Annotated in this window: 15 protein-coding genes; 7 read left to right on the top strand and 8 right to left on the bottom strand. The window is 68.3% G+C overall.

The genetic code is table 11. The annotated features are described in order from the left end of the window. The first annotated feature begins 88 nt into the window (after positions 1-88). Positions 89-559, top strand: coding sequence for an ISAs1 family transposase (locus IEW15_RS11055; protein ID WP_268237158.1), 471 nt, complete (start codon positions 89-91; stop codon positions 557-559). 272 nt (positions 560-831) lie between these two features. After that, entirely contained in the window at positions 832-1,944 is a 1,113-nt protein-coding gene (locus IEW15_RS11060) for an agmatine deiminase family protein (protein WP_188577802.1), read from the top strand. A gap of 52 nt (positions 1,945-1,996) precedes the next feature. Here IEW15_RS11060 and IEW15_RS11065 read toward each other — a convergent pair whose 3' ends face one another. Beyond that, positions 1,997-3,379, bottom strand: a complete 1,383-nt coding sequence (locus IEW15_RS11065) for an OmpP1/FadL family transporter (RefSeq protein ID WP_188577804.1) — start codon at positions 3,377-3,379, stop codon at positions 1,997-1,999. A gap of 306 nt (positions 3,380-3,685) precedes the next feature. Between IEW15_RS11065 and aguB the strand changes: the two genes are divergently transcribed. From aguB to IEW15_RS11080, 3 genes are all read left to right on the top strand, one after another. After that, positions 3,686-4,579: an N-carbamoylputrescine amidase gene (gene aguB / locus IEW15_RS11070; RefSeq protein ID WP_188577806.1), complete on the top strand. Its 894-nt coding sequence runs from the start codon at positions 3,686-3,688 to the stop codon at positions 4,577-4,579. 184 nt (positions 4,580-4,763) lie between these two features. Continuing rightward, positions 4,764-5,672 carry an EipB family protein gene (locus tag IEW15_RS11075; RefSeq protein ID WP_188577808.1) on the top strand — a complete coding sequence of 303 codons (909 nt, stop codon included), beginning with the start codon at positions 4,764-4,766 and terminating at the stop codon, positions 5,670-5,672. A gap of 107 nt (positions 5,673-5,779) precedes the next feature. Next, a complete protein-coding gene (locus IEW15_RS11080; RefSeq protein WP_188577810.1) occupies positions 5,780-6,145 on the top strand; it encodes a hypothetical protein in 366 nt (121 codons plus the stop codon). A gap of 103 nt (positions 6,146-6,248) precedes the next feature. Here IEW15_RS11080 and IEW15_RS11085 read toward each other — a convergent pair whose 3' ends face one another. Together IEW15_RS11085 and IEW15_RS11090 are read right to left on the bottom strand one after the other, a co-directional pair. Then, complete coding sequence (locus IEW15_RS11085) at positions 6,249-7,820, bottom strand: class I adenylate-forming enzyme family protein (RefSeq protein WP_188577812.1); 1,572 nt, start codon at positions 7,818-7,820, stop codon at positions 6,249-6,251. 83 nt (positions 7,821-7,903) lie between these two features. After that, a complete protein-coding gene (locus IEW15_RS11090; RefSeq protein WP_188577814.1) occupies positions 7,904-9,133 on the bottom strand; it encodes an ABC transporter substrate-binding protein in 1,230 nt (409 codons plus the stop codon). A gap of 225 nt (positions 9,134-9,358) precedes the next feature. Between IEW15_RS11090 and IEW15_RS11095 the strand changes: the two genes are divergently transcribed. Continuing rightward, positions 9,359-9,910 carry a MarR family winged helix-turn-helix transcriptional regulator gene (locus IEW15_RS11095; protein ID WP_188577816.1) on the top strand — a complete coding sequence of 184 codons (552 nt, stop codon included), beginning with the start codon at positions 9,359-9,361 and terminating at the stop codon, positions 9,908-9,910. Between the two features lie 19 nt (positions 9,911-9,929). Here IEW15_RS11095 and IEW15_RS11100 read toward each other — a convergent pair whose 3' ends face one another. From IEW15_RS11100 to panC, 3 genes are all read right to left on the bottom strand, one after another. Next, complete coding sequence (locus IEW15_RS11100) at positions 9,930-10,631, bottom strand: extensin-like domain-containing protein (RefSeq protein WP_188577817.1); 702 nt, start codon at positions 10,629-10,631, stop codon at positions 9,930-9,932. A 42-nt stretch (positions 10,632-10,673) separates the two neighbouring features. Further along, on the bottom strand, positions 10,674-12,086 hold the full coding sequence (locus IEW15_RS11105; protein ID WP_188577819.1) for a hypothetical protein: 1,413 nt from the start codon (positions 12,084-12,086) through the stop codon (positions 10,674-10,676). A 220-nt stretch (positions 12,087-12,306) separates the two neighbouring features. Further along, complete coding sequence (panC, locus tag IEW15_RS11110) at positions 12,307-13,254, bottom strand: pantoate--beta-alanine ligase (protein ID WP_188577821.1); 948 nt, start codon at positions 13,252-13,254, stop codon at positions 12,307-12,309. A 257-nt stretch (positions 13,255-13,511) separates the two neighbouring features. Between panC and IEW15_RS11115 the strand changes: the two genes are divergently transcribed. After that, positions 13,512-14,807, top strand: coding sequence for an MFS transporter (locus IEW15_RS11115; protein ID WP_188577823.1), 1,296 nt, complete (start codon positions 13,512-13,514; stop codon positions 14,805-14,807). Positions 14,808-14,816: 9 nt separating this feature from the next. On the opposite strand, the gene IEW15_RS11120 is transcribed toward IEW15_RS11115, so the two are convergent. Then, the gene (locus IEW15_RS11120) at positions 14,817-15,233 is read right to left on the bottom strand and encodes a hypothetical protein (RefSeq protein WP_188577825.1); all 417 of its coding nucleotides are present in this window, start codon (positions 15,231-15,233) and stop codon (positions 14,817-14,819) included. A 93-nt stretch (positions 15,234-15,326) separates the two neighbouring features. Next, positions 15,327-15,902 carry a 6,7-dimethyl-8-ribityllumazine synthase gene (locus IEW15_RS11125; RefSeq protein WP_188577827.1) on the bottom strand — a complete coding sequence of 192 codons (576 nt, stop codon included), beginning with the start codon at positions 15,900-15,902 and terminating at the stop codon, positions 15,327-15,329. Positions 15,903-16,026: the final 124 nt, after the last annotated feature.

Raw genomic sequence — 16,026 nt, forward strand, 5'->3', positions numbered from 1 at the left:
GAGGATTCGACACCCCGAGCCTAACGGCTCAAGGCGAGCAACGCCGCTCTCCCTTTTTCAACAATGACCGGGACATCCCCCCGATGAGATCGATGCGCTCATCGTGCACGACAAAGGTCACGGCCGCATCGAAACCCGCCGCCATCTGGTCTCCCAGCGGGTCGACTGGATGAGCGGCAGTCGGCGCTATCCCGACGAGCCCCGCTTCAAAGGGCTCAAAACCATCGCAATGATCGAGACACGCATCGAGACCGCCGACGAAATCAAGGTCGAGCGCCGCTGCTACATATCATCACGGATCCTCTCCGCAGAGGCATTCGCCCAAGCAGCCAGAGCACATTGGGCCATCGAGAACGGCCTCCACTGGGTGCTCGACGTTCAGTTCAAGGAGGATCAATCCCGGCTCAGACGCGGGCACGGCGCCACGAACATGGCCATGGTCAGACATCTCGCCCTCAATCTCATCCGCGCCATACCAGGTAAGCTCTCCATCAAGGCCAGGCGCAAACTTGCCACGTGGGACACACAATACCTCATGGCGGCTCTGCAAGCGCGTTAACCTGGACTCGTTGCCCTGGCGTCAATCGCGGGTCATTGCAGTGTTGGCCCGATGCGCGGTAGACTTCTATCTTGCGACACGCCAACAACAAAGCGGAACGCCGGCCGCCTGGGCGACCGGACAGAACGCCACGCCTGATGATGCCCCGGGACGGGCAGATCAGACCCGCCCCCGAACAGGGGGGGCGGGATCGGCGATGGCCCGCATCATCTGCACCCTCCGATCACCGATACGCGCATTGAGATCCCAGCGACCCGGAGCGGAGACGCCATATGTCCGACAGTGCTTTTCCGCCGGGTGCCATCGATCTGCACCCGGTCTGCCTTCTGCCGTCGCCGGACCGTCCGGCCGCGATCTGGCTCGCGGTCTGGCCATCGGCCGTCGACGGCTTCACCGACCCGCGCGATGCCGGGCTTGCCATTGCCGAGGCGGCGCGCCTGCTGGCCCGCGACACGACCGTGGCGGTGGTCGCGCGGCCGGGCGATCTTGCCGATGCCTCGATGCGGTGCGGCGCCGGCGTTCGGGTGTCGTCATGGGGCGGCAGCCTGCGCTGTTTCGCCGATCGTCTGCCCATGATGGGCCACGGCCCCGACGGCCGGCCGCAGGCGCTGGACTGGGCGCCGCCGTCCGATGCGGCTGCGATCGACCACGACCCGGATTGCGACATCACCGCCCGGCTTCTGGGGCTGGGCGGCCATGGCGAGGCCGCGGCGGCGATGCGTGCCCTGGCGCCGGTCGCCGGCCGCGCACAGATGATCGCCGGCGACGGCCACGGAATGGTGGTGGCAAGCGAAGCCCTGCTCGCCACGGCCGATCCCGATGCCCGCGCGGCGGTGGCCGATCTGTTATGCCGCAGCCTGGATGCCGAGCGGGTGATCTGGGTACCCGGCGGCTTTTCGGAAGACGACTGGCCGGGCAGCCTGGATGGCGTGGTGCGGTTCCTGGCGCCGGGCGTGGTGGCCGTGGCCACCGCCATTGATGGCGACCCCGATCAGCCGGCCCTGCATGAAACCCGGCTGCGGCTGGAGGTGACGACCCAGCCCGATGGCCGGCTTCTGACCGTGGTGCCGGTGCCGCTGCCGCGCAAGCGGCCGCGTTCCGAGGATGGCCGGCTGCTGCCCGCGAGCTATCTGAGCCTGCTGCGCGATGGCCGGCGGCTGGTGGTGCCGGCCTTTGACGATGGCAATGACGATGTGGCGCTGCGGCTGCTGTCGCGCGCCCTGCCGGCCGCGGCGATCGAGCAGGTGTCGTGCAGGGCGCTGGCCGGCTATGGCGGCCTTGCCCGGCTGGCGGTGGCTCTGCCGCAGGCGCCGGCATTGGATGCCGCCGCCATCGCCGCCGCGATGACCGCCAGCGGCGGGCCGGTGCCGCAGCCGGGCGCCTGACCGGCCGCGCGCCCGCGCCTGCGATCAACCGGCCGCGCACCGGCGCCTGCGATCAGAAGCGCAGCCGCGCCTGCAGGCTGACGATGTCGATGCTGCTCTCGACATCCGCCTTCACCCGCACCCGGCCAGTGCCGGCGCCGGCCGGCTCGTCCAGATCGATCGTGGCGTCGTCGACGAAGATATGGGCATAGGCCATATCCAGCGACACCGCATCGCTGATCGCCCAACTGGCGCCGGTCGACAGCCACAGCCGGTCGCCATCCGGCGTGCGGGTGGTGCGGAAGCCGTTCACGGTGGGGGTCTCGTCCCACTGGGCACCGCCACGCAGGGTCCATGCCTCGTTCAACCGATATTGTGCTCCCAGGCTGACGCCATAGCTGTCTTCATAATTCTGCTGTTTGACCGAATCCGGCAGACCGTTGGAGAACTTGACCCGGATCTCGTGAAACCGGCTCCATTCATACCAGTTCACCTGGCCCAGCAGGGTCAGCCGGTCGGTGGCATCCCAGGCGACGCCGGCCGATGCGATGGCCGGCAGGTCGAGGGCGGCGCTGCCATCGGTGTTGAAATTGGCGACCGCAAGCGGGCCGGTCAGGCCGGTGAGCGACGCGGTGCCCTTCAGATCATGGCTGATCGCCGAGCGGTAGTGCACGCCCAGCCGCAGCGCAGGCGTCAGCGTGAACTGCGCGCCAAGATTATAGCCGACGCTCCAGTCATCACCCTGGACCCGCGCATGGCCGTCGGTGGCGGCGCTGGGGCCGCCGGGAGCCAGCCCGTTCGGCACCGCGTTCTCAAGCGTGGCATCGGCATACTGGATGTCGAAACCCGCCCCCACCGACAGCCAGTGCGCCGCCTTGAAAGCGATGCTGGGGGCGATGTCGATGGTCTTCAGGTCGGTCTTGGTCGAGTCATAGCGCCCGAACCAGTCGTCCTGATAATCGGCGACCAGACCGAAGGGGGCCGATATGCCGACGCCCAGCCACAGCCGGCCTTCGTCATCCACCGGTGCCGCCGCGTACAGGTTCGGCACGGGGGTGTCGTCGAACGGATTGCCGCCGTCACCACCGCCCAGCGGCACGCTGGCGCCGCCGCTGCCCAGCGTGGTGGCGGACGACCCGGTATCGGTCAGCGTGGCGCGCAGAATCAGATAATGGCCACCCAGTTGCGCCTGCCGGCCCTTCAGGCGGGTCATGCCGGCCGGGTTGGTGAAGATGGTGGAGGCGTCTTCGCCAAGGGCGACGTCACCGGCGAATGCCCGGCCGACGCCCTGCACGCTCTGCTCCTGAATGAAGAAGCCGGCGGCCGATACCGGGCCGGCGGCAAGGATCATGACGATGGCGGTGGCCGTGGCGGCGGTCAGGCTGGCGGTGCCGGGCGTGGTGCGAAGGGTGGGGGCGGGGCGGGGTATGGGCGGTGTGGGGGCGGGGCGGGGCATGGGCGGTCTCCCTGAACCATATGCGCCGGCCGTGATGACGGCCGGTGGCAGATTTCGCGCTATACGTTCTTTATTTTTGAGATTATGTCGTACATGGTTATGATCGTTAAACGTGCTTAACGTATGCGTCAAGATCAATATCCATGATCAGGTGTCTTCTATTTCATATTGGAAACAGGCGTGGCGGATCGGTCGCGGGCCGCCGGAATGTCACATCACTGGCGGTTGCGGCCGAGGGCCAGGGGCGGCTAGCCTGCATGCACGACATCCAGATGTCGCAGCCAGACCGCCAGGGAGTGCCGATCCATGTCCGAGGGTCACCTGACCGTCGCCGCCTTGCAGATGCAGGTGGAGGACGACCGCGACCGCAATCTCGACCGGGTGGAGGACATGGTGCGCGCCGCCGCCGCCGCCGGCGCCCGGCTGGTGCTGCCGCAGGAGCTGTTTGAACTGCCCTATTTCTGCAAGGATCAGGATCCGGCCTGGTTCGAAACCGCCCGGCCGTTCAGGGACAATCCCGCGATCATCCGCATGCAGGCGCTGGCGGCAGAACTGGGCGTCGTCATTCCGGTCAGCTTCTTCGAGCGCGCGGGGCCTGCCTTCTTCAACAGCCTGGCGATGATCGACGCCGATGGCCGCGTGCTGGGCCTGTATCGCAAGAGCCATATTCCCGACGGGCCGGGCTATCAGGAGAAGTTCTATTTCTCGCCCGGCGACACTGGTTTCATGGTGTTCGACACCGCCATCGGCCGGGTGGGGGCCGCGATCTGCTGGGATCAGTGGTTCCCCGAAGCGGCGCGGTCGATGGCGCTGATGGGCGCCGACATCCTGCTGTATCCGACCGCGATCGGATCGGAGCCGCAGGCGCCCGACTGGGACAGCCGCGATCACTGGCGCCGGGTGATGCAGGGCCATGCCGCCGCCAATATCGTGCCGGTGGTGGCCACCAACCGGGTCGGCACCGAGGTGGGCCGCGAGGCGACCCTCACCTTCTATGGATCCAGTTTCGTCACCGACGCCACCGGCGGTATCGTCGCCGAGGCCGGTCGCACCGGCGATGCGGTGGTGGTGGCCGAGATCGATCTTGCCGCCGCCCGGGCCTTGCGGGCGTCGTGGGGCCTGTTCCGGGATCGGCGGCCCGACCTTTACGGCGCGGTTGCAACACTGGATGGCGGGATCGGCGGCAAGCGGGGCGGCTGAAGCCCCGGCCGCCCGCGCGGGGCTTGGAAGCCCCGATGGCGCATGGCACACTCGCCCGCCGCAGCACCGCTTGTTGACGGCACGGCTCAGGGATCGCCATGTCAGCCCTCTTTGCGCTGCCCGCGCGATCCCCGTGCCATTTTCCGTCCCCGCGCCATCGCCCCCCCCCCCGGAGCCCTTGCCCATGACCCGCCATGCCTGTACCGCCGCTGCCGTTTCCGCCCGGCCCATGCCGCTGATCCGGCTGACCGGGGGTGCTATGGCCATGGCGGTGGCAGCACTGGTGGCCATTCCGGCGCTGGCCATTCCGGCGCTGGCCGAGCCGGCACCCCGGTCCGTGCCGCACCGCGCGCATTATGCGATGACGCTTGCCGATGCCACCGGCGACAGCGGCATTGCCGCCGTGACCGGCGACATGACGGTGATCTTCGACCGGATGTGCAAGGGCTGGTCGGTGTTGCAGGCGAGCCGGATGGAGATCGATTTTGTCGAGGCCGAGCCGGTGGTGTCGGACATCCTGTTCGATGCCGAGGAGGATGACGACGGCCGCCATTTCCGGTTCCGGTATGAAGAACGCGAGAATGGCGACACCGTCGAACTCGCCATCGCCAACCTGGATCGTGCCGCCGTCGACAAGCCGGCGCGGCTGCGGTTCGCCAACCCGCCCGGTCTGACCGAGACGGTGCCCGCCGGCGCGCTGCTGCCCACGGCCCATACCGAGAAACTGCTGGCCGCCGCCGCCGCGGGCCAGCCCTTCGTGCGCGACATGGTGCTGACCGGCTCCGGCACCGACAGCCTGTCTTATGTCAGCGCCCATATCGGCAAGGCGCGGCCGATCGCCGGGGATCTGGACTGGCCGGAGGGTGCGGCTTCAGATGCCGATATCGGCGCATTGCGCAGCGAAACGGTGTATCCGATGCGGCTCGCCTTCTTCGATGCCGGCGACACGGCGGAGACACCGGTCTATGAGCTGATCTATCAGATGCAGCCAAATGGGATCGTGCGTCGCTTCGACATCGACTATGGTGGTTTCTCAATCTCGGCACGCCTGACCTCCATCGAATCCCGTGCCGAGACCGGCGCCTGTGAGTGAGCGGCTCTTCTATCGGATGTCGAGATTGTCAAGATGACCGGACAGATCAGTGCCGACCGCGTCGACGCGGTCATCCACGAGGAACCGCCCGCAAAAGGCGCTGTGGCATGAGTGCCAGGCGGCATGACACCGGCCGCCGGCGCTTTCTGACCGGCATTGCCGGTGGCGCCGGCGCGGTGGCGCTGTTCGCCGGTGCCCGTCCGGCCGCGGCCTTCACGGTTGAACCCGCATCCGGGGCCGCCGGCGCGGTGCTGGATGGCGTGCTGGCGGAACAGCGCCGGCATCTGGCCTTCCGGGCTGAGGTGCGGGCCGCGATGGTCGCCCAGGGCGCCACGCCGGACCATATCGAACAGGCCCTGGCGCTGATGGACTGTCCGCTGTGCGGCGCGCGGCTCGATGGTGCCAGCATTTCCGCCCTGCCAGCCGGCGAACGCGCCGTCGACGGCGATCCGGACGCCCCGGCCCGGGGTTGACCGCCACGGGGTTGACCGCCACGGCCGGGCTTGTGGTGCCGGTGGTGCTGCCGTGGGGGCGGTGCCCCGGCCACGGCAGCATGTCTGTATCAGACCAGCCGTCTCAGACCAGCCGGTCGCGGCCGGTCCAGAACCGGTCGCGGACCGCGCGTTTCAGGATCTTGCCCACCGGGCTGCGCGGCAGATGGTCTTCGAACAGCACCGATTTCGGCGTCTTGACCGGCCCCAGCCGGCTGCGGCACAGCGCGATCAGTTCGTCTTCGGTGACGGTGGCGCCGGGGACCGGCTCGACCACCGCGGTCACCGCCTCGCCCCATTTCGGGTCGGGCACGCCGATGACCACGCAATTCTGCACGGCCGCATGGCCCTGGATCACATTCTCCACCTCGGCCGAATAGACGTTGAAGCCGCCGGTGATGATCATGTCCTTCTTGCGGTCGACGATATAGACATAGCCGTCGTCGTCCATCCAGCCGACGTCGCCGGTATGGTGCCAGCCATGGCTGCTGACCTCTTCGGTCGCGGCTGGGTTCTTGTGATAGCCGGCCATGACCAGATCGCCGCGCACCACGATTTCGCCGCGGTCGCCCGGCGGCAGCAGCAGGCCGTCATCATCCATGATCGCCACCCGCGCCAGCAGGGTGGGGCGGCCGCACGAGGCCAGCCTGTGGGCCAGGGCCGGGTCGGCGGCCGCGGCTGCGTGATCGGCCGGTGACAGGAAGGTGCACAGCATCGGCGCCTCGGCCTGGCCATAGGTCTGGGCCATCACCGGGCCGAACACCCGGATCGCCTCGGCCAGCTTGTCGGGGGCCATGGGCGATGCCGCATAGATGAAGTGCTTCAGCGAGCTGTAGTCGAAATCGCGCAGGCGCGGATGGCCCAGCATGCCATAGATCACCGTCGGTGGCAGGAACAGGTCGGTAACCTTCTCGCGGTCGATCGCCTGCATCACCTCAAGCGGATCTGCGCGGTCGATGATCACCACCTTGGCGCCGGCGGCCAGCATCGGCAGCGCCATGGCGCCGGCGGCATGGGTCATCGGTGCCGCGACCAGATAGACCGGATGGTCGACCGGCGGCATCGCCGCATGGGTGATCGCCACCAGCGCCGACCAGACCTGTTCGGTCAGCGTCACGGCTTTCGACCGGCCGGTGGTACCGCCGGTCGGGAAATAGGCGGCGATGCGCTGCGGGTCGGGGCGCAGATCGGGCGCGCGGGCCTCGGCATCGGCGGCACCGGCCAGCACGTCATCCAGAGACGGCACGCCATCAAGGCGCTGATCGATGCACACCACGTCCTGAAGCGTCGGCACGCCGGCGCGGATGGCGGGCAGGTGCTGCGCGAAGCTGGAATGGATGAACAGCCGCTGGCAATCAGCCGTGGCCAGGAAATCGATATTGTCGTCGGCATGGCTGCGGGCGTTGATCGGCGCCCAGATGCCGCCGGCGCGCAAGCCCCCCAGCAGGCAGGCGAAAGCCATGGCGTGGTTGGGGCTCCACACCGCGACCGTGCCGACGGCATCGGGGTTGCCGCCGGCACGCGCCGCAAGGCTTGCGGCGATGCGCAGGGTCAGGCGCCGGACCTCGCGATAGGTCAGGCGGTGTTCCGCTGAGACCAGGGCCTCACGGTCGGGAGCGATGGCCGCCCCCCGGTCGAAAAAATCGATCACACGCATGGGGGGCGGCGCTTCCTTCCCGGTTGTCTGCCTCGGGGTCTTTTCTTGTCTCTTGTCGCGGTGTCGGCGCTATGGCGCTGCGATCACTTCACCAGCGGGCAACCACCCTGATCCAGCGGCCGGAAGGCCTGATCGCCGGGGATGGCGCTGACCACCTTGAACACGTCGCCGCGCGCCTTGGCCTCGGATGCGGGCTTCACCTCGGTCAGCAGCATGTCGTGGATCATCAGCCCGTCAGCGCGAACCTTGCCGTCCTTGACGAAGATGTCCTGAACCGGCAGTTCGCGCATCTTGGCGGCCACCGCGTCGCGGGCATCGGTGCCGGCGGCATCGACCGCCTTCAGATAGTGGTTCACCGCCGAATACACGCCGATCTGCAGCGAGGTCGGCCAGGTGCCATGGGCCTTGGCGAAGCGCTCGCCGAAGGCCTGGGTCTCGGCGTTCAGGCTGGCCTCATAGCCGTTGATCGCGTTCAGGCCCACCAGCGTATCGGCGCCGATCGCCAGCACGTCGGTGTTGAAGAACAGCATCGCCACCATCTTCTGGCCCGATTCGGCCAGACCGAATTCCTTGGCCTGCTTCAGCGCGTTGACCGTGTCGCCGCCGGCATTGATCAGCGCCACCGTGTTGGCGCCCGAGCCCTGCGCCTGCAGCAGATAGGACGAGAAATCCGGCGTGTTCAGCGGGTGCTTGACCGAGCCGGCGATCTTGCCGCCCGATTCCGTGATCGCCTTGGTCAGATCATTGGCCAGGGCCTCGCCGAAGGCATAATCGACCTGGATCAGATACCAGTTGTCGCCGCCCTGGGCGACGGTGGCCCGGCCCAGCGCATTGGCGACCGAATAGGTGTCATAGGTCCACTGGAAGCCATAGGGCGAGCAGGCCTTGCCACTGAAGGTGGACACGCCCCCGCCCGATGACACGAGGATGCCATCCTTCTCGCGGACGATTTCCTGCAACGCCAGCAGAATGCCGGAATTGGGCACGTCGAAGATCGCGTCGACGCCGTCGATATCCAGCCAGCGATTGACCGTCGACGAGCCGATATCGGCCTTGTTCTGGTGATCGGCTGAGACGATCTCGACCGGCTTGCCCAGCGCCTTGCCGCCGAAATCCGCGACAGCCATCTCGGCTGCGACCACACCCCCCTGGCCGGTGGCGTCGGAATAGGGGCCGGAGCGATCGTTCAGGATGCCGATCTTGACGGCGCCGTCGGCGCCGGCCAGCGCGCCGCCGGTCATGGCGAGGCTGGCGGTGCCGGCGAGCAGGGCCGCCGAGAGCAGGCGGCAGATTGGTGTGCCGATGGCGGTCATCTTGAGGGGTCTCCCATGGAATGGTGCGGTCTTGGCTGCCGCATGATCGAGGGCGGTGTTCCGAACAGTGAGATTACCATCTTCTATGTGTAACACAACTCCATTGTTCTATTTGGCTGGCACCGATCGGCGCTTGACCAGCCGGTATCTCACACCGCAGGATCATGTGACGTCTTCTTGCGGCCCGCCCGGCACCCACCGCCCCTGCCTTCAGCCGGAGATCCGATGTCACAGCCACCACGCCTGCCGACCGTTCACCACGATGCCCGCATGGCCGGCTCGGCTGGCGATCCGGTGGACAATCAGGCTGCGGCCCATCGCGTGGCCCAGCTGTTCTTCCTGGCCCATCGCGGATTGACCGGCGATGCCAATGCCTATCTGCGCGATCTCGGGCTTGGCCGGGCGCATTACCGGGTGCTGTATTTCGCGGCCCGCCTGCCGGGTGTCACGGTGGGTGAGATGCTGGACATTCTGGACATCACAGCCCAGGGGGTGGCGCGGGTGTTGAACCGGTTGCTGGACGAAGGCTATCTGCGCCAGGAAACCGACCGTGGCGACCGCCGCCGCCGCCGGCTGTATGTGACCGAGGCCGGCGCCAGACTGGAACGCGATGTCTTCGCCCGTCAGGCGGTGATCATCGATGCCGCCATCGCTGCAGCCGGCGCCGGCGCGCAGGCTGGCTTCGCGGCAATGATGATGGCGCTGATCAGCGCCGACGACCGGGTGATCCTGGACCGGCTGGGGGCCGCGACGGGCGGGGGTGAGCCTCAGACGTGATCGCCGGCAGATAAGCCGGTCACCGGCAGATCCCCCAGCGCCCCATGTCGAGATGAAAATGATCGTGATGGGCGGCGTTGTAATCCGGGCTCAGCACGCTGCGGAACAGGTCGCAGGCGCCATCGCGGACATCGCGCAGAAAGGCGGCCTTGGCCGGGTCGTCGCCCGACCAGTCGCGGGCGACCGAGATCGTGGTGCCATCGGCCAGAGTGAAGCCGGCGATGTCGATGGCATTCGCGGTGGCGTGCTGGCTGGGCGTGGTGCCGCCGCGCACCGGCCGGCAGGCATAGGTGCCAAGATGGCGGATGTGGGCGACGGGCGACCCGAAATGCCGGTCCGCCGCCGGTTGCAGGCGATGACGCGTGAACATCGACCACGCCACCATCAGCGGACAGGATGCGGTAAATCCCGACGAGAACCGGATATCGCCGCCGTCGCTGACCCGGACGGCGTTCTGAAAGCCGCAATTGTCGCCGGTCTGCCGATCGGGCACCGGGCTGGTGCCGAGCGGGCTTGCGCTGAGCACGGCCAGGCATTGTGACGGGTCGTCCTTCAGCCGGCCGAGCTTCCAGTCGGTCAGCAGATTGGGCGGGTCGGCGATCACCGGTGGTGCGAACGGGTCATAGCGCGACGGGATGGTGATCAGCCCGGCATACAGGGCCGCGGCGGCGCCGGCGATGGCCGTGGCCAGCACGATCAGGATCAGACGAAACACAGACATGACCGGTCAGATGGGGATCGTCGTGGCGCGACCCAAGGCCGGTCAGGAGTTGGCCGGCTGCGGGGTCGTGGCTCGACGCCGGCTGTCGGGTGTCACCGGTGTGCCAATGATGGGTGGTTCCGGGTCACCACGACCGATGATCCGGCCGGTCACCGTCTGGGCATTCAGGCGTCGGGCGATGTCGAGTTGTTCAGGCTCACGCAGGGCGGTCAGCATCAGCGACAGCCGCGCCCGCTGGATCCGGGCGGCCAACGCCGCCAGTGGCGCCTCCGGCATGCGGGTGTCGAACAGGTGGCACAGGCCCATGACGCCGCTATCGGCAAAGGGCTGAAGGTTGGCGATGGTGGTCACACCGCCTGTGGGCCCGGCGACATTGCCGATGGGCAGGTTCACGACCACGCCGCGCGCGCCGGATTTCAGCCCGGCGATCATCTCTGCCAGCAGCGCCGGCGACACGTCGCCCGGGCAATCGACCAGATTGATCACCAGCGCCCGGCGCACCGAGGCGGGCAGGCGGTGCAGGTGGCCCACATACTGGGCACGCCGGCTGCCGCTGGCCAACAGGTTGAAATGCACTGACGACACCACCAGCGAGATCAGCCCGTGATGCAGGCGCAGCGCCACATCGCGGGCGGCCCGGTCCAGAACCCGATTGTCGAATTCCGCCAGAAGGGCTGGCTCGGGATCATCTCCCAGCAGCTGGTGATTGCGCTGGGTGCCCAGTATATCCTTGTGTTCCAGCATCACCGCGCCGGCGGCGATGGTCATGGTCTTCAGGGTCGCGATCGGCAGATAGCGGACCACCGGCTGGATATCCGGCAGGTCGGGCATGTTGAAGGTGTCGAACACCGGCAGCCGGCCATGCTCCGGCGCGGCGGGGGAGATGGGTGGCAGGGCGGCCCCGGCCGCCGCTGCGGCATGCCGGCGTGCGGGCGCGGTCTGCCAGGCCGTGGTGGCGCGCTGTTGCCGCTGCTGCCCGGCGGCGATCGTCATCGCCGGATCCGGTGCCGGCTCGTCATCGATCCGCTCGAACAGGATACCGCTGGGGCCGGTGCCCAACAAACGGTCGATCTGGGGCAGCGCGGCATCGATGTCATTGCCGAACACGAAGCGGGTCAGGTCGGCGGCAGCCTGCCGCAGTGCCAGCGCGGCCGCATCCGGCGTCAGCCGCGCCGCCACCACCAGAAAGGCATCGGGGCCATATGGCGCCACCAGCGCGCCGTCGCCCATGAACCGGCGCAGGGTGGTTTCGGTGGCCAGGTGGATGCGCTCGGCGCGTTCCGGCCAGTTGTTCCCAAGGCGCAGGCGGATCGGGCTCAGATCCAGGCGCAGCACCCGGGCCGCCATTGTCCGGCCGCCCCGCGCCACCAGAGCCGTCAGTTCACGGGTCAGGATATCAGCGGTCGCCGTATGGTCGGCCGATGATGCGTCAGTGATTGTGGCGTCAGCGGGCAAAGTCTCCGCCTCCCGGTCATCGGAGCCGGCCGATGATGCGATGCGCAGCCTTAACTTCTGGGCAAACTCCACCAAACCCCGCATTGGCATGCTGACACTTTCTCGTCGTGAACGACGGTGCTTCTTATAAGCTGCATCTGCAGCGCGTGTTTCAAGGGCAAGTGTAGCGCCATTGGCCATGAACCTTGAACAGGAAGATGTAAACAATCTGCGGCGAATGTCATGAAATGGTGTGACTGGGCGCTGCGGTGCTGCGCACAGACCTGTCCTGGTATCCAGGCAGTTCTTCGCGGACGACCGGTATGTTGTCGATCAACCGCGTGGTCCCCAGGATCGCCGCCACCAGCAGCCGCGCCGGCCGGCCGGCCGGCGGGGGCAGGGTCAGCGGCACGAGCGTGGTGGCATCGACGAGCTGAAGATACTGAATCTGTTGATATCCAAGCGCCTGAAGCCGGGCAATGCCGGCGGCGATGGCGGCCGGAACGGCGGCGGTATCATCAATGTCGGCGGCGGTCAGGCGACCGGCCACGTCGGTCAGCACCTGGTTCAGCGCCTCGGCGGCCGGGCGCTCGCCGGCGCTCAGATAGACATTGCGCGATGACCGCGCCAGACCCGATGGCTCGCGGCTGGTCGGTGCGCCGATGATCGTGACCGGCAGGTCCAGATCGGCCGCCATCCGGCGGATGACCTGCAATTGCTGCCAGTCCTTCTCGCCGAACACCGCCACATCCGGTGCGCAACCGATCAGCAGCTTGGCCACCACGGTGGCGACGCCATCGAAATGCCCCGGCCGCAACGGGCCGCACAAGCCGTCGGTCAGACCGTCGACATGCACGGTGGTCGCGGCGTCGGGCCGGTACATGTCGGTCACGCGTGGCATCCACACCAGATCGGCACCGGCCCGCGCCAGTTTGGCAATGTCGCCGGCGTCGTCGCGCGGATAGCGCTCGAAATCCTCCCCCGGTCCGAACTGGGTGGGGTTGACGAAGATGCTCACCACCACCCGGTCGGCGGCCCCGCGCGCCAGATCCACCAGCGACAGATGCCCGTCATGCAGCGCACCCATGGTGGGTACCAGGGCGACACGCTGGTCGCGCCGGCGCCAGCGGCCGACGCGGCCGCGCAGGTCGGCGCGGTCGTGGACAACATCGATCGGGGTGGGTGACATCGGGGGAACCTCACGGTCGGTGCTTGCTGCGACGCACGCTAGCCGCTCCCGCGATGCGGTGACAGCAAAAAATCCGTGATGATGGAAATCATGTCCAGCATGGTTCATTGCCCATGCCATGGCGACCGCACAGAACATCTTAACCATGGGTTGTTTGTTCTTTATGATGGTCTCCGAAAAAGACCGTTAGCCGATGGACCCACCCCGCCTGCGTCCGGCCGTTCGTCATCAAGTCCCTTGCGTGAAGGCGCTGCCCCATGTCCGCGGTATCCGGCCCCCCTCTCTCGTCTCATCCGGCGGCCATACCGCGCCGCGCGCTCTGGCTGCTGGCGGCGGCGGTGGCGGTGATCGGCGCCGGTCAGGCGATCCAGGTCTCGGTGATCCCGGCGCTGATCGCCGCAACCGGGCTCGATGCCGGCACGCTGGGGCTGCTGGTGGCGCTGGGCGTGGCGCCGTTCCTGGTGGGGGCGCCGCTCTGGGGCCGGGTCAGCGACCGGCTGGGGCGCCGGCCGGTGCTGATGATCGGGCTCGCCGGTGCCTCGGCGGGGCATGCAGTCTTCGCCGCCGCCGCCGACCTGCTGGCGCGGAGCATGATCGATCACGACACCGCGATCGCCGTGATGGTGGTCTCGCGGCTGATGTTCGGCCTGGCGGGATCGGCGATCTATCCGGTGGGGCAGGCCTGGGCGGCCGATCTGGCCGGCCCCGATCGCCGGCTGGCGGCGGCGGGGGCTCTGGCCGCCGGCCTCAGCGCCGGCCGGCTTGGCGGGCCGGCGCTGGCTCTGGGCCTGCTGCTGGTCGGGCCGGTGGCGCCGCTGTGGGGGCTGGCGGGTATCGGCGCCGCGGCGGCGGTCACCGTGGCCGTGGGGCTGGGCGGTGCCGCGGCGGCGGCGGGGCAGGCATCGCATGCCGCCAATGCCGGGCCGACGCCACCGTCGCCGGTGCGGGTGCGGGGCTTCACGGCCCGGCGCATCCGGCTGGCGCCGTTCGTGGTGGCCGGCATCGGATCCTTCGCCATGGGGCTGATGCAGTTCATCTTCGGCCTGCATGCCATGGCCCGGCTGGATATGGCGGCTGATACCGCATCGCGGCTGGTGGCGATCACCATGGCGGTGGCGGCGGTGGCGATGCTGGTGGTGCAGACCCGGCTGCTGCCGCGATTGTCGGGCCGGCCGGCCGCCACCGCCACGGCGTGGCGTGTCGCGCTGGTGCTGATGCCGGCCTCGATCGCGATCGGCTGGTGGGGGGCCGGCTGGTGGGCATTCCTGGCCTCGGCGGTGCTCACCGGCTCGGCCATGGCGGTGATCGTGGCGGCGCTGTTTGCAAAGATCACGGCCGATCCGCGCAATCGCGGCGCGCGGGCAGGCTTGCTGAATTCGGCTCAGACCGGTGGCTATGCCCTGGGATCGGCCATCGGCGGACTTTATCCGGCGGGCGAGATGCTGCCCTTCGGGGTGGCGCTGCTGGCATTGGTCGTGGCCATGTTCACCGGCTGGCGCGGCCTGTTCGGCCGGCCCCCGGTACCGGCGACCCCACATCCGGCGGCGCCGTGACGCCGGGCGTCAATCGCCGGCATAGCGGCAGACGAAACCGGGCACATTGGGGGTGAAGGCGATGCTGGCAGCGGTGTCGCAGGCGGCGGCGGCGATGTTGCCGGTGGCCGTCCAGTCGGGATAGGCGTTCAGGCTGCGATCGGCCTTGGCGGTGCCGGCCGGGGCATTGGCGGCATAGGGCACATAGCCGCGCACGCTGTCGCCGGCCTTGCAGGTCCGCGCCAGCAGCTTGCGCACGGCGGCGGCGAAATCGCCATCCTGGGCGGCGGCGCGGGTGGCGAGCGCGTTGGTGCGGTCGACATCCACCCAGCATACCGGCGGCGCCGCTGCGACGCCCTGCCCGGTGCCCGCCAGCACGGCCGCGCCGGCGAGTACGAGGGCGGCCACGGCCCGCATGGCCGGCTGAAACATGGTCTGGCTGATCATCACGCGGTGGCTTTCCGACCAAACGATATTGGATGTCCGATGATGTGCGGCTGCCGGTCGCTATAGCAACCGGCAGCCGTTTTACATGTCCTGTCAGGCAACGTCGACCATTGTGGGGGCGGGCGCCGACAGTCGCTCGCGTGCCGCCGGTGTCGCCATGCAGGCATCGGCGGCCTCGCGGCCCTTGGTGACCAGATGTTCTGCGAAGAAGCCTTGATGGGTGTCGTGTTCGTGGAAATGGTGGGGGGTCAGCACCACCGAGAACACCGGCATGCCGGCGTCGAGTTGCACCCGCATCAGCGCCTGAACCACGGTGGCGGCCACGAAATCGTGGCGATAGATGCCGCCATCCACAACCAGCGCCATGGCGACCACGGCGGCATGGCGGCCGGCTTTGGCCAGGCGCTGGGCTTCCAGCGGGATTTCGAAGGCGCCGGGCAGATCGATCAGGTCGATCCGGTCCTTGTCGATGCCAAGCTCGGCCATGCGGGCGATGAAGCCGTCGGCGGCGCGATCCACCAGATCAGCATGCCAGCGGGCACGCAGAACGGCGATGCGCGGGTGTGCGATAGTACCGGGCGTGCCGCCCGAATGCGCGAAAGTACCGGGCGTGCTGCCCGAATGCGCGATAGTACCGGGCGTACCGCCCAGGCGGGAACTCTGATTCATGGCGGTCCTCATCAATCCAGGATACCGGTTTGCCAGAATCAGGGCGCGACGGGGGATGCACCCATGCATGATGGTGGCGGCGCAGACCCCGGCGCCATGCGCCACGGTCCACGCAGCCCCGGAT

Source organism: Tistrella bauzanensis (assembly GCF_014636235.1).
Taxonomy (GTDB): Bacteria; Pseudomonadota; Alphaproteobacteria; order Tistrellales; family Tistrellaceae; genus Tistrella; species Tistrella bauzanensis.